Annotated in this window: 23 protein-coding genes and 1 tRNA gene; 17 read left to right on the top strand and 7 right to left on the bottom strand. The window is 47.3% G+C overall.

Translation table 11 applies throughout. The features are described from left to right. Window positions 1–200 precede the first annotated feature (200 nt). The gene (locus tag AWQ21_RS11885) at window positions 201–389 is read left to right on the top strand and encodes a hypothetical protein (RefSeq protein WP_024545261.1); all 189 of its coding nucleotides are present in this window, start codon (window positions 201–203) and stop codon (window positions 387–389) included. A 91-nt stretch (window positions 390–480) separates the two neighbouring features. Here the strand turns inward: AWQ21_RS11885 and AWQ21_RS11880 are convergent, their stop codons facing one another. After that, window positions 481–1,221, bottom strand: coding sequence for a DUF561 domain-containing protein (locus AWQ21_RS11880; RefSeq protein ID WP_065714716.1), 741 nt, complete (start codon window positions 1,219–1,221; stop codon window positions 481–483). A 121-nt stretch (window positions 1,222–1,342) separates the two neighbouring features. On the opposite strand from AWQ21_RS11880, the gene AWQ21_RS11875 reads away from it, so the two are divergent. The 14 genes from AWQ21_RS11875 (at window position 1,343) to AWQ21_RS11815 (ending at window position 12,653) form a co-directional block, all read left to right on the top strand. Next, window positions 1,343–1,759, top strand: a complete 417-nt coding sequence (locus tag AWQ21_RS11875) for a ferredoxin (protein WP_065714715.1) — start codon at window positions 1,343–1,345, stop codon at window positions 1,757–1,759. 63 nt (window positions 1,760–1,822) lie between these two features. Continuing rightward, complete coding sequence (locus tag AWQ21_RS11870; protein WP_065714714.1) at window positions 1,823–2,467, top strand: response regulator transcription factor; 645 nt, start codon at window positions 1,823–1,825, stop codon at window positions 2,465–2,467. Window positions 2,468–2,525: 58 nt separating this feature from the next. After that, a tRNA-Thr gene (locus AWQ21_RS11865) sits at window positions 2,526–2,598 on the top strand. A 64-nt stretch (window positions 2,599–2,662) separates the two neighbouring features. Next, a complete protein-coding gene (locus AWQ21_RS11860) occupies window positions 2,663–3,922 on the top strand; it encodes a competence/damage-inducible protein A (protein ID WP_065714713.1) in 1,260 nt (419 codons plus the stop codon). 185 nt (window positions 3,923–4,107) lie between these two features. After that, on the top strand, window positions 4,108–4,251 hold the full coding sequence (locus AWQ21_RS16265; protein WP_157094756.1) for a hypothetical protein: 144 nt from the start codon (window positions 4,108–4,110) through the stop codon (window positions 4,249–4,251). A gap of 58 nt (window positions 4,252–4,309) precedes the next feature. Next, window positions 4,310–4,753, top strand: coding sequence for a type II 3-dehydroquinate dehydratase (gene aroQ, locus AWQ21_RS11855; RefSeq protein ID WP_065714712.1), 444 nt, complete (start codon window positions 4,310–4,312; stop codon window positions 4,751–4,753). 19 nt (window positions 4,754–4,772) lie between these two features. Then, on the top strand, window positions 4,773–5,324 hold the full coding sequence (locus AWQ21_RS11850; RefSeq protein ID WP_065714711.1) for a DUF4340 domain-containing protein: 552 nt from the start codon (window positions 4,773–4,775) through the stop codon (window positions 5,322–5,324). A gap of 90 nt (window positions 5,325–5,414) precedes the next feature. Continuing rightward, a complete protein-coding gene (gene hisH / locus AWQ21_RS11845) occupies window positions 5,415–6,041 on the top strand; it encodes an imidazole glycerol phosphate synthase subunit HisH (RefSeq protein WP_065714710.1) in 627 nt (208 codons plus the stop codon). A gap of 124 nt (window positions 6,042–6,165) precedes the next feature. Continuing rightward, window positions 6,166–6,624 carry an aspartate 1-decarboxylase gene (gene panD, locus AWQ21_RS11840; protein WP_065714709.1) on the top strand — a complete coding sequence of 153 codons (459 nt, stop codon included), beginning with the start codon at window positions 6,166–6,168 and terminating at the stop codon, window positions 6,622–6,624. A gap of 91 nt (window positions 6,625–6,715) precedes the next feature. Then, window positions 6,716–7,129, top strand: coding sequence for a photosystem II protein Psb27 (gene psb27, locus AWQ21_RS11835; RefSeq protein ID WP_065714708.1), 414 nt, complete (start codon window positions 6,716–6,718; stop codon window positions 7,127–7,129). A 272-nt stretch (window positions 7,130–7,401) separates the two neighbouring features. After that, entirely contained in the window at window positions 7,402–8,649 is a 1,248-nt protein-coding gene (locus tag AWQ21_RS11830; protein ID WP_065715212.1) for an RNA-guided endonuclease TnpB family protein, read from the top strand. 636 nt (window positions 8,650–9,285) lie between these two features. Next, a complete protein-coding gene (locus AWQ21_RS11825; protein WP_065714707.1) occupies window positions 9,286–10,446 on the top strand; it encodes a DUF2827 family protein in 1,161 nt (386 codons plus the stop codon). Between the two features lie 401 nt (window positions 10,447–10,847). Continuing rightward, window positions 10,848–11,744 (top strand): YadA-like family protein, encoded by an 897-nt coding sequence (locus AWQ21_RS11820; RefSeq protein ID WP_065714706.1) that lies wholly within the window; start codon window positions 10,848–10,850, stop codon window positions 11,742–11,744. Window positions 11,745–11,942: 198 nt separating this feature from the next. Next, on the top strand, window positions 11,943–12,653 hold the full coding sequence (locus tag AWQ21_RS11815) for a sulfotransferase family protein (RefSeq protein ID WP_065714705.1): 711 nt from the start codon (window positions 11,943–11,945) through the stop codon (window positions 12,651–12,653). Between the two features lie 159 nt (window positions 12,654–12,812). Here the strand turns inward: AWQ21_RS11815 and AWQ21_RS11810 are convergent, their stop codons facing one another. Next, window positions 12,813–14,006: a response regulator gene (locus tag AWQ21_RS11810; protein WP_065714704.1), complete on the bottom strand. Its 1,194-nt coding sequence runs from the start codon at window positions 14,004–14,006 to the stop codon at window positions 12,813–12,815. A 120-nt stretch (window positions 14,007–14,126) separates the two neighbouring features. Here AWQ21_RS11810 and AWQ21_RS11805 point away from each other — a divergent pair, with 120 nt between their 5' ends. Further along, complete coding sequence (locus AWQ21_RS11805; RefSeq protein ID WP_065714703.1) at window positions 14,127–14,444, top strand: hypothetical protein; 318 nt, start codon at window positions 14,127–14,129, stop codon at window positions 14,442–14,444. Window positions 14,445–14,576: 132 nt separating this feature from the next. On the opposite strand, the gene gatB is transcribed toward AWQ21_RS11805, so the two are convergent. From gatB to sppA, 4 genes are all read right to left on the bottom strand, one after another. Continuing rightward, entirely contained in the window at window positions 14,577–16,067 is a 1,491-nt protein-coding gene (gene gatB, locus AWQ21_RS11800; RefSeq protein WP_065714702.1) for an Asp-tRNA(Asn)/Glu-tRNA(Gln) amidotransferase subunit GatB, read from the bottom strand. A gap of 117 nt (window positions 16,068–16,184) precedes the next feature. Next, on the bottom strand, window positions 16,185–16,745 hold the full coding sequence (locus AWQ21_RS11795; protein WP_065714701.1) for a Uma2 family endonuclease: 561 nt from the start codon (window positions 16,743–16,745) through the stop codon (window positions 16,185–16,187). A 77-nt stretch (window positions 16,746–16,822) separates the two neighbouring features. Further along, window positions 16,823–17,236, bottom strand: coding sequence for a chorismate mutase (gene aroH, locus AWQ21_RS11790; protein WP_065714700.1), 414 nt, complete (start codon window positions 17,234–17,236; stop codon window positions 16,823–16,825). A gap of 16 nt (window positions 17,237–17,252) precedes the next feature. Further along, window positions 17,253–18,071 carry a signal peptide peptidase SppA gene (sppA, locus tag AWQ21_RS11785; protein WP_065714699.1) on the bottom strand — a complete coding sequence of 273 codons (819 nt, stop codon included), beginning with the start codon at window positions 18,069–18,071 and terminating at the stop codon, window positions 17,253–17,255. A 242-nt stretch (window positions 18,072–18,313) separates the two neighbouring features. On the opposite strand from sppA, the gene AWQ21_RS11780 reads away from it, so the two are divergent. Then, window positions 18,314–19,333, top strand: coding sequence for a DMT family transporter (locus tag AWQ21_RS11780; protein WP_065714698.1), 1,020 nt, complete (start codon window positions 18,314–18,316; stop codon window positions 19,331–19,333). Here the strand turns inward: AWQ21_RS11780 and AWQ21_RS11775 are convergent. Then, window positions 19,330–19,965 (bottom strand): alpha/beta hydrolase, encoded by a 636-nt coding sequence (locus AWQ21_RS11775; RefSeq protein ID WP_065714697.1) that lies wholly within the window; start codon window positions 19,963–19,965, stop codon window positions 19,330–19,332. The two genes, AWQ21_RS11780 and AWQ21_RS11775, sit on opposite strands and share 4 nt — an antisense overlap. Window positions 19,966–20,046: the final 81 nt, after the last annotated feature.

The raw sequence follows: 20,046 nt of genomic DNA, 5'->3' as shown, positions 1-20,046 counted from the left end.
CCCGGACTTGATGTCTGTCAATTTGTACTTGACAAAAATAAAAAACAGTGAATTTTCAAGTTGTTTTTGGCGGTGATCCCCGCAAGCTTCGATAAAATAAGGCTTTAGCCAACCCCACAAATCTTAAAACACCCTGAACTTTTCCCGCTGATTCGCCAGACAATGTATTAGAATAGAGCCAAGTTAACAAAAATTAAAATATGCTGGTTCCGATTCTCATCTTTGATGTTGCCTTAGTTGCGTGGTCACTCCACCTGATGCAACAGGCATTTGACCAACAGGAGTTTTCTCTAATGTTGGCGGGAACCTTAGTTGCAGCAGCAGCGGCTGCCATGATGGTTGTGTACTTTTTGATGAACAACTGTCTCCACCAATTGTTGTTGTCCTGAGAAGCAAAAAATAAAACCCCTAACATAAAGCCCCCCATGCACAATGGAGGGTTTTATTTTGGTCTCAACTTGAAAATGTTGAAACGAAATTTTAAGCTTCTATGCCCACAACGGCACCATCGAGGGCCTCGACTAATTGGCGCACCGTTGCCACCATCGCCAGGGGATCGTTGAGCTTGTTGATTGCAGAGCCGACGCCAATCCCAGCAGCACCAGCGGCGATCGCCATGGGAGCCGTCACATCAGACAACCCAGACGCACACATCACAGGAACATCTACCGCCCGGGAAATGGCATGGGCTGCCGCCAAGGTGGGCGCTGCTTTTTCGATTAAACCAAGGGTGCCAGCACTGATCGGATGGCTAGAAGTCCCCCCTTCTGTTTGGATAATGTCTGCACCCGCTGCCACGAGTTGTTCGGCGAGGGCAACCTGCTCATCGAGGGCAAGGATATGGGGAACCGTCACCGAAAGGGTTACGTTGGGTAATAACGCACGGGTTGCTTTCGTGATCGCGAGAACTTCCTCAGCCTCAAACCGAATTCCTTGGGCGTAGAACGCATCGAAGTTACCAATTTCCACGAGATCAGCCCCCGCTTCAACCGCATCAGCTAAAACTTGAGCATCAACCCCAGAGACACATACAGGTAGAGAAATAGCTTCTTTCACCTGACGAATCAAATCTGCATCGGCGGCAATATCGACAAAGGTTGCGCCACCGGCTTCGGCTGCACGGGCCACGGCGAGAACATTGGCCGCATCAAAGTTATTCAAACCACTAATGACCTTTAATGCCCGACGTTGAGCAAAGGCATCTTTGAGCATGGGATCCATAGAATCAAACAGTTATTCAAAATTTTTGCTTCCCTCTAGTGTATCCTTCAATGTTCCTTCCTTCGTCGCTGGCGGGCATGACTCGGTAGAATTGTTCGAGTCCCTCTAGAGAATCTTGGTAATGGCAGAACAATGTGATGCAACCTTAAGGGTCTGTGCGCAAAATCTTGGCCTAGATCGAATTGATCGCCATGTGTTTATTTGTGCTGACCAAACGAAGCCCAAATGTTGTGATAAGCAGGCCAGCATCGACGCCTGGAACTATCTCAAAAAACGACTGAAAGAATTGGGATTAGATGCCCCCAGTGACACTTCACCGCACATTTTCCGCACCAAAGCAAACTGTCTCCGGGTCTGTAGTCAGGGGCCAATTTTGGTGGTCTATCCTGATGGTATTTGGTATCACAGCGCGACACCAGCAGTCATTGAACGGATTATTCAAGAGCATTTAATCGGCGATCGCCCCGTCCAGGACTATGTGTTTATGGCCCATCCCCTACCCGAGCCATCACCAGCGAACCCCATCCCAAATTCGTAATCCCAGCGAAAATTCCTTTGCTAAGATTTGGCTAACCCTGACCTTTGCGACCCCATTCCTACCATGAGCGATTTCCCGCATCCCCAAGGTACGACTCTACTCTTGATTGATGATGATCCCAATCTAATTTTGCTGGTGCGTGATTATCTCGAATTTCGCGGTTATGACATGCTGACTGCGGCCAATGGTGCAGAAGGACTGCAAATCCTCGAAGAAACAACCCCTGACTTGATTATTTGTGATGTGATGATGCCGGAAATGGATGGTTATACTTTCATCCAAAATGTCCGTCAAAATCCGCAAATTAGTTGGATCCCTGTGATTTTCCTATCGGCAAAAGGACAAACCCGCGATCGCATCGAGGGTCTTAACCAGGGGGCTGATGTGTACATCGTGAAACCTTTTGAGCCAGAAGAATTAGTCGCTCAGGTGGAATCCTCCTTAAACCAGGCGCGGCGCATCCTCAGCCATTCGGGGGCGACGACCGCCTCAATGGCCTTCCAGGTACCGAGCCATGTAGAGCTTACCCCCACGGAAACCAAAGTCGTGGGCTTTGTCGCCCAGGGACTGTCTAACCGGGAAATCGCCGAAAAGCTCAATGTGAGCCAGCGCACCATCGAAAGCCATGTGTCAAATATGTTGAACAAAACCAGCTTAAATAACCGTACAGAACTGGCGCGGTGGGCCATGGACAGTCGATTGGTCTAAAAGGCTTGACAATTTCCGGTGCGCTTTTGCTATACTTGCATACGGTTTAGAGACCAATGCCCACGTAGCTCAGTTGGTAGAGCAGCTGATTTGTAATCAGCCGGTCGCAGGTTCAAGTCCTGTTGTGGGCTTCTAAAATTAGGCGTTTATCAAACATCACGAGGGAAGGCGATCGCCTTCTGCTGAAGGAGTACCATGGCGGCGGAAATTATCTGTGTCGGCACCGAGATTCTCTTGGGAGATATCGTTAATAGCAATAGTCAGTACCTTGCCCGGGAGTTCGCAAAACTCGGCATCACCCATTACTTTCAGTCTGTGGTGGGAGACAATATTTCCCGCATCCATTCCCTGCTAGAGATTGCGGTACAACGGGGAACGAAAATTTTAGTGTTTACAGGGGGCCTTGGCCCCACCCCCGATGACCTCACCACCGAGGCGATCGCCACCTATTTCAAAACCCCCCTCGTCGAGCGGCCAGAGATTATCACCGATATCACCACAAAATTTGCCCAACGGGGGCGCGTTATGACCCCCAACAACCGCAAACAAGCCCTTTTGCCGGAAGGGGCCGATATCCTCCCGAACCCGACGGGGACTGCCCCTGGTCTGATTTGGCAGCCCATTGCAGGACTGACGATTTTTACGTTTCCGGGTGTCCCTGGGGAAATGAAGCGGATGTGGCAAGACACCGCCGTGCCCTACCTCAAGGCCCAGGGCTATGGGCAAATTGTGATTCATAGCGAAATGATGCGCTTCCGGGGCATTGGTGAGTCGAGTCTAGCCGCCAAAGTTGACCACCTTTTTGAGTTAACAAACCCGACCGTAGCCCCCTACGCCTCTAAGGGAGAAGTCAAACTACGGGTGGCTGCCCGGGCAGAATCCGTTGAGGCAGCAAAAAAATTAATGGATCCGGTGGTCGCAGAAATTAAGGCGATCGCCGGGTTGGATTACTTTGGTTCCGATGGGGCTAGTCTCCCCCAAGTCATCGGCGACTTCCTCCGGACACGTCAGGAAACCCTAGCTGTTGCCGAATCTTGCACAGGGGGCGGCCTAGGCGCATTGATTACAAGCGTTTCCGGAAGCTCCGACTACTTTTTGGGGGGCATTACCGCTTATGCCAATGCCGTAAAAATAAACCTTTTGGGCGTGAATTCTGCCGACTTGCAAAACCAAGGGGCTGTCAGTGAAACCGTTGCCCAACAGATGGCCCTGGGGGTCAAGCAAGCCATCGGTAGCGATTGGGGTATTGGCATTACAGGCATTGCTGGCCCCAAGAGTGATGACTCCGCAAAACCTGTCGGCTTGGTTTGTGTCGCCTGGGCCGATCCCCAAAATCAAGTATTTAGCCACACCTACCGCTACGGCACAGACCGAGACCGGGAATTGATTCGTTATCTGAGTGCCTGTGATGCCCTCGATGGCCTCAGACGGTATTTCAAGAGCGACAAACCTTAAAGTTTTGTTACGAAAATCGGTGGTTTCTGAGGGGAAAGTCTAAGCCGGAACTCAGGATTGGGCGATCGCCCCCCGAAAAGCTTATGTTATTCTTAATATATCTATAAGAACAACGTACCAAAGACGCCAAGATCTATGATGAATAAATCAGAGCGTGGTACATCGAGTTTACAGGAGTCGTCTTTTTGATGGGCTATATCGAAAAAGTACTGGAAAAACTCAGAGAGTGGGCGGAAAAAGTCGTTGAAACCCTCCTTGGGCCAGCGGCCGAACCTGAGCCTGAACTCATCCCGATCCCTGTCCACGACCGTCAACGTCGCCGCTACTAAAGGTCTTGGGCGTTGGGATGCTAACCTTATTAGTTAATCTGCTTTAGGTTCACCACCGTTGTCCACTTTGAATATCCTTGTGCTCCACGGGCCCAATTTGAATTTGTTGGGCTTACGGGAGCCTGAAATCTACGGCGCTACAACGCTCAAAGACATCAATGCCCGCCTCGAAAAGGAGGCCCAAAGACTTGATGTTTCTCTGCAATGTTTCCAATCCAACCATGAGGGCGCGTTAATCGATCAGATCCAAGCCGCCCTCGGCAAGTTTTCTGGCATTTTGATCAATCCGGCGGCCTATACCCACACCAGCGTTGCCCTCAGGGATGCTTTAGCGGCGGTGAATTTACCCACCGTAGAAGTGCATCTCAGCAATATTCACCAGCGCGAAACTTTCCGCCACCATTCCTACATCGCGCCCATTGCGGTGGGTCAGATCTGTGGCTTTGGGGCCGAAAGTTACTATCTCGGCTTACGGGCTTTGGTAAACCACATCCGTTCCTAAGCCCTTGATAAAAATTGCCATGGTGCAGCAGAGTACAGGAATTTGGTTGGCGATCGCCTTGGTGCTTGGAGGCATCGCGTGGGTCGTTACACAGCGACAAAATACCTTAACAACCTCAGAATCAGAGTTTGTCGCCGCCGATGCTGAGATTCTTTTCCCTGTCCAGGCAGCAGCGATCCGTTCTTTGTCTCTAGAAATCCAGGGCGAGACCCTCAACTTTGAGCAACGCTTTGAACCCGTAGCTCAATGGTGGCTAACCAGTCCCGTTGAAAAACCCGCTAATCGAGGGGCGATCGCCTTTCTGTTAAATTTACTCATCGAACCCCAGCGTTACGATAGTTTTCCCGTCGCTGCTGAAGAACTCGCTGATTATGGCTTGCTTGCACCCAAGGCCGTGATCACGCTCCAAACATCGGCAGCACAACCCTACCAACTGAGCCTCGGCACAGAAAATTTTGACCAAACCAAAATCTATGGTCGCTTGAATGATGAAAATATCGTTCTGGTCTTACCGCTAGAATTTCGCCATGGTGTAACCCGGCAGTTTTCGGAATGGGTCGAGGGCAGTTAAGCGCCAAAATTCTAAAGAAATTGTTAGGATGAAATTCCTTTTGTGGTGTATGTTAGGGGTTTCTAACGTGAACGTTCGGGCAATGAGAAGATGGTGAATATTGCGGTTGTTGACTACGACATGGGGAATCTCCACTCCGCCTGCAAAGCCCTAGAAAAAGCGGGGGCAACTCCCACAATCACGGATCAACCAGAGCAAATCCTTGGGGCCGATGCGGTACTTCTGCCTGGGGTTGGTGCCTTTGATCCGGCAATGCAACATCTCCGCGATCGCCACCTCGAAGCCTCGATTCACCAGGCGATCGCCAGCGGCAAACCCTTCCTCGGCATTTGTTTGGGGATGCAAATTTTATTCGACAGTTCCGCCGAAGGGACAGAAAAAGGCTTGGGGGTCATTCCCGGCACCGTGAAGCGATTTCAGCCAGAACCAGAGATTACCATTCCCCACATGGGCTGGAACCAACTGCAACTGACTCAGCCCGCTCACCCCATTTGGCAAGATTTGCCCAAAGATCCTTTCGTTTATTTTGTGCACTCTTTTTATGTTGTCCCAACAGATCCTAAAGTAAATGCCGCCACCGTCACCCATGGTAAGCAAACTGTCACGGCGGCGATCGCCAAAGATAATTTAGTTGCGATGCAATTTCACCCCGAGAAATCATCAGCAATTGGCCTAAAAATCCTCGAAAATTTTGTGCACTGGATTAAGCAACAGTGAAACTCTTTAAGTCTCCTACAGAACAATGATTTAGAGATTTATTAAAGTCTCCCTTCCGAAGGGAGATTTAGAGGGATGTCCCCTTCCCAAGCAACTTTCTTTACCTTTACCGTTCTCCTTTACCATGGCTCAAATCAAACTGATGCACGCGAAACTACACCATTTGCGGGTGACCCAGGCTGAGCTAGATTATGTGGGCAGCATCACCATCGACCAGGCCCTCATCGAAAAAGTGGGAATCTTGCCCCTCGAAGAAGTGAATATTTGGAATGTCGAAAACGGTAATCGTTTAACGACCTATGTGCTCCCTGGCGAACGCAATAGTGGGGTTGTTTGTCTCAACGGAGCGGCGGCCCATCTTTGTACCCCAGGCGATCGCCTAATTGTCGCAGCCTATGAATTACGCGATCGCGCCAGTGTTTTAGCGCAAGGTCACACGGCAAAGGTGATCCTGACCGATGAAGAAAACCGCTGCCAGACTTTTTTTGAACAACGCCTCGATCCCCAAGGCCAAGTGGGTGCGAACTTACAGGTAACAGATCAATACTCAGTGACAGCAGATGGGGCAGTGCTGATCGGTTAACAAATACCCTAGGCGGAGTCACAAGCATTGGTCAAAGTTTCGCGGTAGGATAGCAGTTAGCTTTAAGCGTGCTTTTTTATACCGAAAAACTATGTTAAAGAAATTTTTATCTCGCCTCGTGGCGATCGCCCTGGTGGTTATGGTGAGTGTTACCGGACTAACTGCCTGTAGTGGCGCCAGTGCCAGTGGCCTTACCGGGAGATATGTTGATGATACTTTACTCGTCGTCGAAAATCTGACCGAAGCGATTCAACTCCCTGCCGATGCCCCCAACCGTACCGAAGTCCAGGAAGCGGCTCGCCTACAGATGAATGAATATATGTCCCGCTACCGTCGTGACCCCAAAACCTCTGGGTTGCGTTCTTTTACCACGATGCAGACTGCGTTGAATGCTTTGGCTGGTTATTACAGTTCTTTCGGGAGTCGCCCCTTACCTGAAAAGCTCAAAACTCGTTTAGCGACTGAATTTGAAAAGGCTGATATTGCTGTTAAGCGTGGAATTTAGGGAACCTCGATTAATTGCTTCTTTGAACTTGGGCGCGGCAGTCCCTATCCCTCTTTAGGGTAGGGAAGGATAGCGCAGCTACTGAAGAGAAACGGAAGTAGCCAAATCAATCAGGCTTAGGCAATCGCCTTATGTACTCTCTGATAATTTGAGCCATGCTGACATCCTTGTTGGACGCGAACGCCTTGAGTCTTGCCAGATCCTCTGATGTTAGCCTTATTTTTAGTACTTCTGACTTGTTCATTGTGGGTACAATAGACTACAATAAGAGTATGGTAACACGCCGAATCACTTACAGGCTCTATCCAAGTCGCCAACAGCAAAAAAAGCTGCACTATTGGCGGCGTTTACATTGCAGTTTGTACAACGCAGCAATCGCTAACCGTAAAACCCAGTACCAAAAGTTCAACCATGCAGTCGATTACTTTGAGCAGCAAAATAGTCTGCCAGGGTTCAAGCAAGTATGGCCAGAATTTAAAGAACTGGGTTCCCATGCCCTACAGGCAACGTTAAAGCGAGTGGACTTTGCCTTCAACCGATTTTTTAAGGGATTGGGGGGATATCCAAAGTTCAAGGCATCTCGGAAGTATTCGGGGTGGACATATCCTTGTGGTGCAGGCTGGAAGGTAGAAACAGGAGGTCACCATGGCTTTCTCAAGTTGAGCAATGTGGGAAGGTTGCAGATGAGGGGCAAGGCCCGTACCTGGGGAAAGCCAACAACCTGCACGATATTCTTCCGCCAGGGTAAGTGGTACGCCTCAATCACCGTCAAATGTGAACCCAAGCGGGAAACCGAGGGTGGGTCTGTGGGGATTGATTTAGGTTGCAAGGAAGCAATTGCCCTTTCGACAGGGGAGCAAATCAGCAAGCCAGATTTTATTAAGGAGGGAGAACAACAGGTTAAGCAAGCATCCAAGCAACTCAGACGAAAGCGTGCACCAAACCGAAATAAGCGAGTTAAAGCATCGCGGCGGTGGCAAAAAGCGAGACGGCAGGTATCAATGCGGCAACGCAAAATTACCCGTCAGCGCGAAGATTGGCTGCATCAAATCACAAGCGACATAGTCAGCGGTAATAGCCTGGTTGCAGGTGAGCAGTTAAACGTCAAAAACATGACCCGCAAAGCCAAAAAAGGCAGCAAACGGAAAGCTCAAAAAACAGGGCTTAACCGCTCCATTCTCTCGGTTGGCTTCGGCATGATTGGTTCAATGCTGGAATACAAGCTGGCAGAGGCAGGAGGATTTTATGTGGAGTCCCCGACAAGGACGCTTAAGCCCTCTCAGCGTTGCGCTAAATGTTGGGAGCTAACGCCAAAGACATTGGCAGACAGGGTACATATTTGCTCAAACCCAAACTGTGGCCACAGGGAGGATAGAGATATCAATGCAGCTCAGGTTAATTTAGCCTGGGCAAGGGGTCAGGAACTGGCCTCTTCAGTCGCGGAGCCGCCAAGCTCTACCGATTGCGGAAGCATGAGGCAACTTGGGGTGATGAAACGACGGAAACTCCATGCCTCTTAGGCTGGAGTAGTTCATAATTTTTTAAGCCTGAAACAACAAAAATACGTTACTGATCTAGCGAAATTTTAAATTTTTCGAGGTTTCCTTTAATCTCTCAGGGTAAATTCCCCGCCGCTTGTGGCGTACAATATGATCATCTTGACCACCAACTCCCAAAGTGAAAACCAAGCTAAAGGGACGTGTTGCAAGAAAAAGTATGGGTCTTAGGAACTAGGACTTCTGCCTGGTGAGGGATGATAAGACTTGCTATCTTTAGGGGTAAAAAGCGCATCCCATTGAAACAGGAAGCTCCGTCCACTTGCGGCGGGGTGGTCAGGGTAAACGCATCTAAATTCTCAAACCTTTACCAGATAAAGGTTTGAGAATTTAGTGAAAATTACGACCATCTCTGAAAAGCTTGTATAGCCTGCTTTTCGCAAATTAGATGCGTAGCCCCTGGCGGGGTGGTTCACTTAATCATCTTAAAAAATATGTAAGGAATTGACAGATAGTTATGTTGATTCCTTTTTTGTTTTACTAAGAAATAAAATAAAGAAGGAAAGCAATGACCTCATTAGGACTATGGCCTCATTGAAATCCTCTATACTTTTAATTGATTAAATCGATCAAATCTCCAAAATAATCAATAAGTAAGCAATGAAAAAAATCAAAATTGGATTTATCATTTCTAAGTACAAAGGACTAGCTACCAAATATAATTATGGGCTAGAACAAAACACTTATTTTCTGGTGCAGTTATTTCGCTCTATTCCAGAGTTTGATGTTTCCTATGTCATTTGTGAGGAAAATGTCCTGGAGGAATCTCTAAAAAATCGTACCGAGGTTGGGGAAGATACACCATTAATCGAACAAAAAGACCTCAACCCAGATTTAGATAATCACTTAATCTATGATGTTTTGATCACGACAGAGGCTTATCTTGCGCCTGACTTGATGAAAAAAATCAAAGAAAAGTACTCCACTAAAATTGTTGAATTTCATGCTGGAATTATCATGTGGGGACTGATGGAGGATGTTATTTATAACATCGAGAACCGTTTTAGTGGCGCACTTCTAAAACGCGAACCCGGCCTGGTTGATGAGATTTGGATGTCACCTCACCATGCTTATCATAAATCCTATGTCGAGACCGTCTCCAAATCCCGGGTGACAATTAGCCCTTATCTGTATGAACCTTGGTTTTTGCAGAAACTAGAGATTGATCGAACAACGGTCAATCCCACTTTTAATCCTCGTTACCAAAAGAATAACAATAAGCATATTGGTATATTAGAACCCAATATTAATCTTGTAAAAAATTTTGTCATTCCAACAACAATTGTGGAATCTTTATATTCTCAAAATGCATCTATTTTTGGCCGCAAAAACGCTCGAATTTATTGCTCTAACCATATCATTGAACGTCAGGCTTTCAAACACTTTTATGGCTACCTAAGTTGCCAAAAGATTTTATCTTCTGAAAAACGCTATCCAGTAATTGACATCTTTCATTCTGACTGCAGTCTGGTGATCAGTCACCAACATCTTTGTGAACTAAATTATCTTTACCTTGATGCTTTGTATTACGATATTCCTCTAGTTCACAACTCCCCTTTATTACAAGACTGTGGCTACTATTATCCGGAATTTGATGTCAAAAAAGGGGCGCAGGCACTCAGACAAGCTCTGACAGAACATGATCTGAGATTGGATGAATACAAAGAACAAGCAAAAAAAACGTTGTATCGGTACAGTACCAAGAATCCAGACAATGTTCGTGGCTACCGAAACATTATCCAAAATTTAGTTAATGCTTAACTTAAGTAAGCACAAAAAATACGTTTGTGTTTCATGTGTATTTCGAAAGCAGATTGAATTCATGATGCTCAACACCAGAAAGCCATAAGATTTACACCAACAAAAACATAAGATATATTTATGCATCACAAAAAAAAGCTAGGTGAAACAAATAAATCAATACAGAAACATTTTAATGTTTTCCGGAAGGTTTTGAATTATACTTTGGTAGCAATCAGTTCACACTTTTGTTTCGTCTCCTCCGAATTGCGCTCACTTAGACTAGTCCTTGGAATCTAGATGATCACCCAAGGATCCATGCAAAATCCTCTGTGGTTCGAAAATTTAGCACCTTGGGTTGTAAAACCAAGGCATTAACAAGTGACTAGTCTAGCCAGTACAACTAGGGAAACAATTCTCCAATGAAAATCAAAAATTATAGTCTCGTATTCAACAACATCCTTGGACTTGCCGTCCTCCTCAGTGGTTGGTCTTTTGCATCGCCTCGCGCAGCGGCACAAGCTTGTCCTGCCCAAGCAATTGACGGTGTTACTGTGATTAGTACTGTTTCTTTCTCGTTTCAGACTGGTCTAAACATCACTACTACAGAAGTGGCAACTGAAGGTTCCACTCAAACTGCTGTTGATAATTTAGTTAGTTGTAACAATGTCAACTCCACCAACATCGTGAGTAACGCGACTGATATCGCGACCAACTCCACCAACATCGTGAGTAACGCGACTGATATCGCGACCAACTCCACCAACATCGTGAGTAACGCGACTGATATCGCGACCAACTCCACCAATATCGTGAGTAACGCGACTGATATCGCGACCAACTCCACCAATATCGTGAGTAACGCGACTGACATCGCGACCAACTCCACCAATATCGTGAGTAACGCGACTGACATCGCGACCAACTCCACCAACATCGTGAGTAACGCGACTGATATCGCGACCAACTCCACCAACATCGTGAGTAACGCGACTGACATCGCGACCAACTCCACCAACATCGTGAGTAACGCGACTGATATCGCGGATCTCAAGCAAGATGTCAAAGAGCTCAGAGCTGGTGTAGCGAGCGTCATTGCAATGGATAATGCTGAACCTGAACTACGTCCTGGTCACCGCTTTGGTATTGGTGTTGGTTTTGGTACATTCCAAGATGAAACAGCACTTGGCGCTGCTGCAAAATTCCTCTTTACAGATCCAAACAGTACTGGCACAGCTGTTACCTTTAAAGGTAGTGCTGGGTGGGGATTGAATGAAGATACATTCTCAGCAGGTGCTGGTATTGGTATTAGTTTCTAAGATCACATCCTGTTGATTTAGTAGAGTTTTTTCTCTACTTTAAGCAAGATAAACCTCGTACTTTATGTCTTTAGGTATGGGGTTTATTTTTTGTAAAGTAATAACTTATCGATACTGATACCAAGCATAGACCGTTATTGTGCCAAAGTAGTTTGGTATATCCACTAAACAAAGCTCTTATTAGTACCAACCAATATAATGAATAAATATCAAAATCAAATTATTCAATTTAAAATTTTTGGGGAACGTCACACGGCGACCAATGCGATTGCAAGATTACTGATACAAAACTTTGATTTAGATTATCCTTACTACGATTTCCTTGGCTGGAAACATCGAAAAGCCCCTAATGCAGAGGAACTACAAAATAAGCCCTTAGTTGCGCGTACATTATTTATTATTACGGTACGCCATCCCTATGAGTGGGCGGCGGCAATGCACCGTTGGCCATACTGTGATTCTGATGCAGTCATTCACCGGTATAGCTTCAAGCGATTCTTAGACTATCCCATTGAAGACTACGCAAGTATTTTAGATATGTGGAATCAAAAATATGCTAGCTACCGAAAGTTTATCGATCTGGTGCCCTATGTAAAAGTTATTCGATACGAAGATTTTAAAAAAGATCAATTAGCTGTTCTCCAAGATTTATATCAGTGGTTACCTCGGCCAGAAAAACCGGAAATCTTTAACCAATATATGCATGGTGGTGTTGGCTGGAATTTGACCTTAACAAATCGCACAATTGACAAGCTTATTTATCAACATTGGCTCCAATTCCCAGTGGATGCCAGTAATTCTAGTGCCCCTCAAAAACCCCTTGAACCCATCACTGATGACATTGCTAGTATGATTAATGAGCGGATAGATGATTCAGTGTTGCATTATTATTATCCGAAGCTTGGTTAACTCAATTTTTTATAATCTTCTGCTATAAATAACCTAATAGCTGATTCATAAAGCCCCCCGGCCCCCGGTCTGGGGGAGATTTTTTAGATCACAATCCACTATTTTGCCGGAACTTTAGTGAGGAGATTTGGGGGAAATTAAGAAATTCATTTACTTCCTCTAACGAAGATATTTTTGTAGTGCTTTGAGTAATTCGTCTGGTGTACTCGTTTTTGAAATAAAATCTGTGACTCCAGTTAGGCGTCCTTTAACGCGATCAAAAAGACGGTTGTTATCGGTCATGATCAAGACTGGTGTTTGACGAAACAGTGATAACTTTTTCAGTTGGGTACAAAATTCAAGGCCGTCTGTATTGCCATCAAGCTCTAGATCTAAAAGAATGAGGTTTGGTTTTTCTGTTAATAAATTGGGCAGTGCCTTCGTGAGATCGGCGATCGCCAAATAACGATAACGTTGTTGCTTAAGGATTTGACTGAAGTCTTGATGTTGTTTGGGGTCTAGGCTTAGATAGGCGATGAGCGGCTTATTTTCAACAATCACGGGTGCGGCAGCCGTCGGTTGTGGGGGAGCATTCGTCAGTGGTGACGCCAGATCCTCTAACATTTTCACATCAATAAATCCTAGTTTCATGTAGGGCATCAGGAGTCGGGCGACCTGGGCAACCTCCTGTTTCAGACGGATCGATAAATCCCAAAAAGTTCGCCGTCCCGTGATCAAACTCGTCAGTAACTGGTAATTGGTCTCAGAAGAACGCGCTTTTAATAGATCGGGTTTGACGATGACCGGGGCTACTTGGGGCGAGAGGTGAGCAATCTCTAGATTATTCCACTGCTCAAAGAGCCGCCAAGATCGCAAAATACTTTGGGCGGGGTCAATTAAAATGAGCGGATCTTCCTGTTGTTCTGTGACGGGGTCGAAATGGTAGGTGATTTGGGTGCTCTGGCTCATTTCGAAAAAAATCTCGGTGGCGATCGCCTCAATCATGCGGCGAATTTGATCCCGCGTAATGCGTTGTTGCGAATGCCAAGTTTGAATCAAATCATATTCCCAGTGCAGTTTAATTGTATGGGATGTAATAGCCGATAAACTCTGTTGCAACAGTTGCGTATTGGCCGCAATATGAGGCATTTGAGCCGTCAAATGACGCCGCCAGCGCCTTACCGAGTGGGTTCCCCCCGACGCATAGACCAGGCGACCAAAATACAAGAAAAAAGACCACTGATGCGATCGCGGATCCGTCAAGATCAAGCGACCCGTAAACTGCGGCATTTTAAGGGTCTGAAAAAGGGTTGTCTGTTTCGCGGCATCAAAATTGCGAATCGGAATTTCAGGGGGTAAATTGGCCTTTGTCATCGCATAACCCTTAAGCTGCAAAATAGAAACACCACTGCAATATTAGTTGACAAATAAACCGCAGTGATTGTCTACACTAATACTCAATACTAAGCCATTTATTCCGTCTGTATCATCACCATGACACACCACAGTACAGATTTTTCCCATTTAGCCAAACAATTAGAAGCCTATACCCGTAAGTATGCCCATGAAGTTTTATTACTGCACCTCGGCCACGGGGAAATAGAAGACCAAATTATCATCTTTAAAGGCTTTTCCAGTTCTCTAATGCAGCCGACAGACTTTAATCCCGATAACCCAGTTCTAGCAGAGATGCCAATTCTCAGGATTGATCGTCTCCAAAGTCCCTACAATCCAAACCAGCCTATTTTTCTCGAACAAAACCTTTCCCTAGAAAAGATGCAGCGATACCTGAGCGAGGCTGGCATCGCCTAAAGAGCAATTTTTTCTAACCCACGAAAAAAAGGAGAGCCACCTTGTGACTCCCCCAATCATCAGGGTGCATCTACTACTTTTAATATAGCCCAGTCCACCTGGGGGGACAATCCCCTCACCCCAAGAAAATTCCTAGCCACGCAGTTTCTGCGCCAGGATTTGGTTGAGTAGTTTCGGATCAGCGCGACCGCTGGTTTTCTTCATCAGTTGCCCCACAAAAAAGCCCTGTAGCTTCGTTTTCCCGGCGCGGAATTGCTCCACCTTCTCCGGATTAGCAGCCAGCACTTCATCAATCATTGCTTCGAGGGCACTGGTGTCAGAAATCTGAGTCAGACCCCGGCTTTCCACAATTGCCTTGGGCGAACCGCCTTGCTCCAGAAGTTCCGGGAGAATTTCCTTGGCAATTTTGCCACTAATGGTACCGTCATTAATTAAATTGACGAGTTCGGCTAGTTGCGTTGCTTTTAGGGGAAGCTCGACAATCGTTAGACCGACATTTTTATTGAGGTGAGCCGCGATGTCTTGGGTAACCCAGTTCGTCACTTGTTTGGGATCTGCCCCAGCCGCCACTGCCGCTTCAAAGTATTCCGCCACGTCACGATCATCGGTTAAAACCCTCGTGTCATAGGAAGATAAACCATACTCAGTTTCATAACGCTCTCGTTTTTGGGCGGGGGTTTCGGGAAGTTCGGCGGCCCATTTTTCCAGTTGCGCTGGGGTCACTTCGATGGGGGGCAAATCCGGTTCCGGGAAATAACGGTAATCGCTAGAGCCTTCTTTTTTACGCATGCTGAAGGTGCGTTGACTGCTTTCATCCCAGAGGCGCGTTTCTTGGTATATGGGTTCGCCGGCTTCAACAGCTTTGATTTGTCGCTCGATTTCGTAGTCAATCGCCTTTTGGATCGCGCTGAAGGAGTTCATGTTTTTGATTTCGACCTTAGTGCCAAATTCTTCCTGGCCGACGGGACGAATGGAAATATTCACATCACAGCGGAGAGACCCTTCCTGCATGTTGCCATCACCGACGCCAAGATAGCGGACGAGGCGGCGTAGTTCCTGGGCATATTCAGCGGCTTCTTTGCCAGAACGGATATCCGGTTCTGAGACAATTTCTAAGAGGGGAATCCCAGTACGATTGAAATCTACTTTGGAGTAGGTCGAACCCGCGAGGCGATCGCTCCCGGCATGGACTAATTTTCCGGCGTCTTCTTCCATGTGGAGGCGAGTCACACCGATGGTTTTCTTGACTGGAGGGTCACTGGGTTTGTCGGCGATCTCAATCTCTAGGTGACCCTGTTCAACAATGGGGAGATCAAATTGAGAGATTTGGTAATTTTTCGGCAGATCAGGATAAAAATATTGTTTCCGGTCAAATTTGCTGTAGGGGCTGATTTTTGCCTTGAGGGCCAGGCCCATTTTTACCGCCGATTCAAGCACTTTTTCGTTAAGAACGGGCAAAACTCCAGGATAGCCTAGGCAGACGGGACAAACGTTGCTGTTGGGGTCGCTGTCAAACTTAGTGGAACAATGACAAAAAATTTTGCTGGCGGTATTGAGTTGACAATGGGTTTCTAGTCCAATAATCGCTTCATACTCGGTTTTGCGGGGTGCTGCAACTGCCATAGGACTTTTTATTTTAGGAAACGTACAAAAATCGATAGCCTCTATTCTATCCTTGGCAGGGAGCGTTACTGTACTCGGCTAGGGTCTTGACAGAGAAAAAAGCGTTGTCATTAAAGCTTAGAGATTGAAAAGATCGTATGGGGTCAGGGTCAGTTCAGGAAACTGTTGTGAAATAATCTTCTCTTCGCTAGTGAAAACACGTTCATCGTATAGACCTTCATTGAAAGTCAGAATCGTAATTTTTTTGGCGCTGGGATCAATGAGCCAATATTCTGGAATGGCGATCGCCGCATATTCAGAACGTTTATAACGGTAATCTCGAGTTACCGACTCTGGACTGACAATTTCCACAACCAAGTTGGGGGTCGCTTGATAGATACCCGCTTGATCCATTGCAGCGGCAACCTTTTGTTGATCAACCACCATCAAATCGGCAATCCTTGATTTTGCGTAACCGACCCGCAACCCGGTTTCCCGGAGGCAATATAGAGGCAGGTTTAAGCGCGCGATTTCTTGTTTCAGGCGATCGCTGAGTTTTTCCGCAAGTAAAATATGGCGAAAGGTGGGGGGCGTCATCGCAACTAAATCGCCATCCTCAAGTTCATAGCGGGTATCGGTGCCGTCATCATATTGGCAATACGCTTCAAAGCTATAACGGTTTGTCGAGGTGGCAACCATGGACGGAGGTTTCTTCAGAGAAACAGCTTCATTGCTTCTTCATTGTACTGGACTGTTTTTCCAAGTACAGTTCAGCCTTAACGGCTCGCAATTTGGGCGAGGTGCCAATCGGGGCGGAGGTTTTGGGCGTAGCGTAGGTAGGAGTGGTAAATTTCGGCCTGGGGTTTGGGGGTATTGAGGTGAATTAAAACACGGATACAACGCTCTAGGCTCCCTTGGACGGCCATCTGCTGCACATCCAAGAGGGGGACATTATCCCAGTTGGGTCGTTGCCGGGCGATCGCCGCCGGAAAAATTGCGTCCAAATCAGCGGTAGCCGTAAACACCACACTGATAATTTCTTCGGGGTCTAGTTGGTTGCGGACTTCAATGTCATCGAGTAGTTCCCGCACCGCATCGGCGATCGCCTCCTTGGTATTGGCCGTTGCTGTAATTGCACCTCGAATAGCCCGCACCTTCCAGTCCACGTTGGTTTCCTCCGCCTCAAGCATCAAAATTTTTTCGAAATTAGGGTCGATAGAGCCACAGGGGTTGTCCCGCCGTTGCCAGTTCAAATTCTACCCAATTAAGGGCGTTCCCCACGGGTGAACTCAATTGATTGCGGCTCAAAAGGCGAGTAATCAGGGGTTTGGGTTCTTCGATGGTGCGGCATTCTGCTTTGTCTGGATCCAAGCCTGCTAATTTTGCGGCCCAAATGCGGGCATCTTCCTCGGTGCCGAGGCGATCAACGACCCCCAGCTCCTTGGCCTGCTCTCCAGTAAAAATGCGGCCATCGGCAAAGGTTTTCACCGTTTCTACATCTAGACTGCGGGCTTCGGCGACGGTGTTTATAAACTGGCCATAGCTGATGTCGATCATTTCCTGGAGAATATTTTCTTCCGCCTCGGTTAACTCCCGATCAAAGGACAAAATATCTTTGTAGGGGCCAGATTTAATCACCTTAAAAGAGACACCCACTTTTTCGAGGAGCCGCTCTAGGTTATTGCCCCGCAAAATGACGCCAATACTGCCTGTGATTGTCCCCGGATTTGCAACGATGTGTTGCGCCCCCATGCCAATGTAAACGCCCCCAGACGCCGAAATATTCCCAAAGCTGGCGACGATTTTGGTTTTTTCTTGAAGTTTTTTCAGGGCGTAATAAATTTCTTGGGAGTCGCCCACGGTGCCCCCAGGGGAATCGATCCGCAACAGCAGGGCCGGATATTTTTTTTCTTCGACTTCTTCGAGGGCTTTAAGGACTCGTTTTCGGGTATCAGCGGCGATCGCCCCGGTGATTTCAATACGCGCAACTTGTTTACGGGTTTTCGGAGGAAACGGCCACACCATAGGGATTTGTCAAAAATAAATAACGAAATGTTAGCAGGCCCCGCAGGTTAGACTTTGAGGGCACTAATCCCCTATGCTAACTGATCCTCTGGGTCTTACCGTGTTTTTCGGGGCGGAAATGGGCAAGTTTTTGGGGCCAGCGGCGGGGGGACTGTACGGGAAAGAACAACAAAAATTATAAATTTCCCCTATGCTTAACATTACTACACATTACAGTGAGTCCTTATCGTTGCCCTAAATTTATGGCCCTCAATCTCTCGAAGTCGAACTTTAATCAATTTCCCTTGGTACTGATTGCGCCCTTTTTTCTGTGGGGTACAGCCATGGTGGCCATGAAGGGCGTGATTCCCCAAACGACCCCCCTATTTCTAGGCGGTTTGCGTTTACTACCAGCGGGGTTATTGGTGCTACTGTTTGGACTCCTGTCGGGACGCGATCGCCACATTTCCTGGCAAGGTTGGCTCTGGATTGGTCTCTTTGCCCTGGTCGATGGCCTCATGTTCCAGGGCTTTTTGGCAGAGGGTTTGGTAAAAACGGGGGCGGGGTTAGGTTCCGTGATGATTGACTCGCAACCCCTTGCTGTGGCCCTTTTATCGAGTTGGTTATTTGGGGAAGTGATCGGGCTCTGGGGTTGGTTGGGTCTCGGTTTCGGGATTTTAGGGATTAGCTTAATTGGGATCCCCGATGCTTGGATTTTGGCGCTGCTGCAGGGAGATTTTTCTTTTTTTCAGTGGGAAAACCTCGGCGTTAGTGGTGAGGTGTTAATGCTGGGGGCTTCCCTATCGATGGCGGTGGGCACGATTTTAATTCGCTATGTCAGTCGTCACGCGGATCCGGTGATGGCAACGGGCTGGCACATGGTTCTCGGCGGCATCCCCCTCTTTATCGCTTCGGATCAATTGGAAACGTTGCAATGGCAATTTATTAACACCTCAGGCTGGTGGTCTCTCGCCTATGCGACGATTTTTGGGAGTGCGATCGCCTATGGTTTATTTTTCTACCTTGCCTCCGAGGGCAATTTGACAAGCCTTAGTGCTCTGACCTTTCTTACCCCTGTTTTCGCCTTAATTTTCGGCAATGTTCTCCTCAACGAAAAATTAAGCCCCCTGCAATGGGTCGGTGTAGGTTTGACCTTGGTGAGCATTTATTTAATTAACCAACGGGAAAAAATTGCGGCCTGGTTTTCCCAAGCCGAAGCTGTCGCAGAGGTAAGTGCGCCCCAGGACAGTAAAATTCCCGTCGAAAGTGGCAAACAAAATTAGGTTTCTTTTTGAAACAAATGCTGGTTGAGAAACTGTGATATTTGGGCCAAGGCGATCGCCGGAATTTCGTGGCCCCCGGAAAATTCAAAATAATCGAGGGGGACGCCCACTTGACCCAGTTGGGTTTTGGCTTGGTGGGCTGCTTGGATCGGCACAACGGGATCTTGGGTGCCATGGATCAGTAGCGTTGGCGAAAAATTCCCCGGCCGTCTTTGGGGTTCGTAATGGAGATAACCACTACAACTACAAAGGGCCGCAAAATTAAACTGTAAACCGACATCGAGGGTCATGGCACCTCCCTGAGAAAAGCCAATCATCGCCGTCCGTTCCGGAGGAATATCCGTACTTTCTGGCAAGGTTTGTAACCACCGAAAAAGGCGATCGCGCGCTTCTGGTAAACCTTGAAAATCTTCCCGTTCCAGGGCATACCAAGCCCGTCCCTGGGGACTTTGGTAATGGGGGAAAGGCGCATTGGGGAAAAGAAAGCGGCAGTGGGGCAAATCCAGCATCCGGGCCAAGGGCTTTAGGTCGTGGTAGTTGGCCCCCCAGCCATGGAGCATCACCACCAAATATTGCGCGGTCTCCGCTGGGCAGTTGGCAAACTCTAAACTTTCTAACGGGGCGATCGCCATTTTTTCTATTCTCCAAATTTCCAATGAACTCAATACTGCAAACAAAAAAAGAGAGCCACCACAGCCCTCTTTCACCTTTCT

Source organism: Picosynechococcus sp. PCC 7003, assembly GCF_001693255.1.
GTDB lineage: Bacteria > Cyanobacteriota > Cyanobacteriia > Cyanobacteriales > MRBY01 > MRBY01.
This window is presented reverse-complemented; position numbering and strand designations above follow the sequence as displayed.

Bases quoted from the DNA above. Each gene is read 5' to 3' on its own strand.
- AWQ21_RS11780 (WP_065714698.1), top strand. From the start codon at position 18,314: ATGGCCCTCAATCTCTCGAAGTCGAACTTTAATCAATTTCCCTTGGTA.
- AWQ21_RS11875 (WP_065714715.1), top strand. From the start codon at position 1,343: ATGGCAGAACAATGTGATGCAACCTTAAGGGTCTGTGCGCAAAATCTT.
- AWQ21_RS11805 (WP_065714703.1), top strand. From the start codon at position 14,127: ATGACACACCACAGTACAGATTTTTCCCATTTAGCCAAACAATTAGAA.
- AWQ21_RS11830 (WP_065715212.1), top strand. From the start codon at position 7,402: ATGGTAACACGCCGAATCACTTACAGGCTCTATCCAAGTCGCCAACAG.
- AWQ21_RS11820 (WP_065714706.1), top strand. From the start codon at position 10,848: ATGAAAATCAAAAATTATAGTCTCGTATTCAACAACATCCTTGGACTT.
- AWQ21_RS11825 (WP_065714707.1), top strand. From the start codon at position 9,286: ATGAAAAAAATCAAAATTGGATTTATCATTTCTAAGTACAAAGGACTA.
- gatB (WP_065714702.1), bottom strand. From the start codon at position 16,067: ATGGCAGTTGCAGCACCCCGCAAAACCGAGTATGAAGCGATTATTGGA.
- sppA (WP_065714699.1), bottom strand. From the start codon at position 18,071: ATGGTGTGGCCGTTTCCTCCGAAAACCCGTAAACAAGTTGCGCGTATT.
- AWQ21_RS11795 (WP_065714701.1), bottom strand. From the start codon at position 16,745: ATGGTTGCCACCTCGACAAACCGTTATAGCTTTGAAGCGTATTGCCAA.
- AWQ21_RS11850 (WP_065714711.1), top strand. From the start codon at position 4,773: ATGGTGCAGCAGAGTACAGGAATTTGGTTGGCGATCGCCTTGGTGCTT.
- panD (WP_065714709.1), top strand. From the start codon at position 6,166: ATGGCTCAAATCAAACTGATGCACGCGAAACTACACCATTTGCGGGTG.
- AWQ21_RS11885 (WP_024545261.1), top strand. From the start codon at position 201: ATGCTGGTTCCGATTCTCATCTTTGATGTTGCCTTAGTTGCGTGGTCA.
- AWQ21_RS11775 (WP_065714697.1), bottom strand. From the start codon at position 19,965: ATGGCGATCGCCCCGTTAGAAAGTTTAGAGTTTGCCAACTGCCCAGCG.
- psb27 (WP_065714708.1), top strand. From the start codon at position 6,716: ATGTTAAAGAAATTTTTATCTCGCCTCGTGGCGATCGCCCTGGTGGTT.
- AWQ21_RS11815 (WP_065714705.1), top strand. From the start codon at position 11,943: ATGAATAAATATCAAAATCAAATTATTCAATTTAAAATTTTTGGGGAA.
- AWQ21_RS11860 (WP_065714713.1), top strand. From the start codon at position 2,663: ATGGCGGCGGAAATTATCTGTGTCGGCACCGAGATTCTCTTGGGAGAT.
- AWQ21_RS11870 (WP_065714714.1), top strand. From the start codon at position 1,823: ATGAGCGATTTCCCGCATCCCCAAGGTACGACTCTACTCTTGATTGAT.
- AWQ21_RS11880 (WP_065714716.1), bottom strand. From the start codon at position 1,221: ATGGATCCCATGCTCAAAGATGCCTTTGCTCAACGTCGGGCATTAAAG.
- aroH (WP_065714700.1), bottom strand. From the start codon at position 17,236: ATGCTTGAGGCGGAGGAAACCAACGTGGACTGGAAGGTGCGGGCTATT.
- AWQ21_RS11810 (WP_065714704.1), bottom strand. From the start codon at position 14,006: ATGACAAAGGCCAATTTACCCCCTGAAATTCCGATTCGCAATTTTGAT.
- hisH (WP_065714710.1), top strand. From the start codon at position 5,415: ATGGTGAATATTGCGGTTGTTGACTACGACATGGGGAATCTCCACTCC.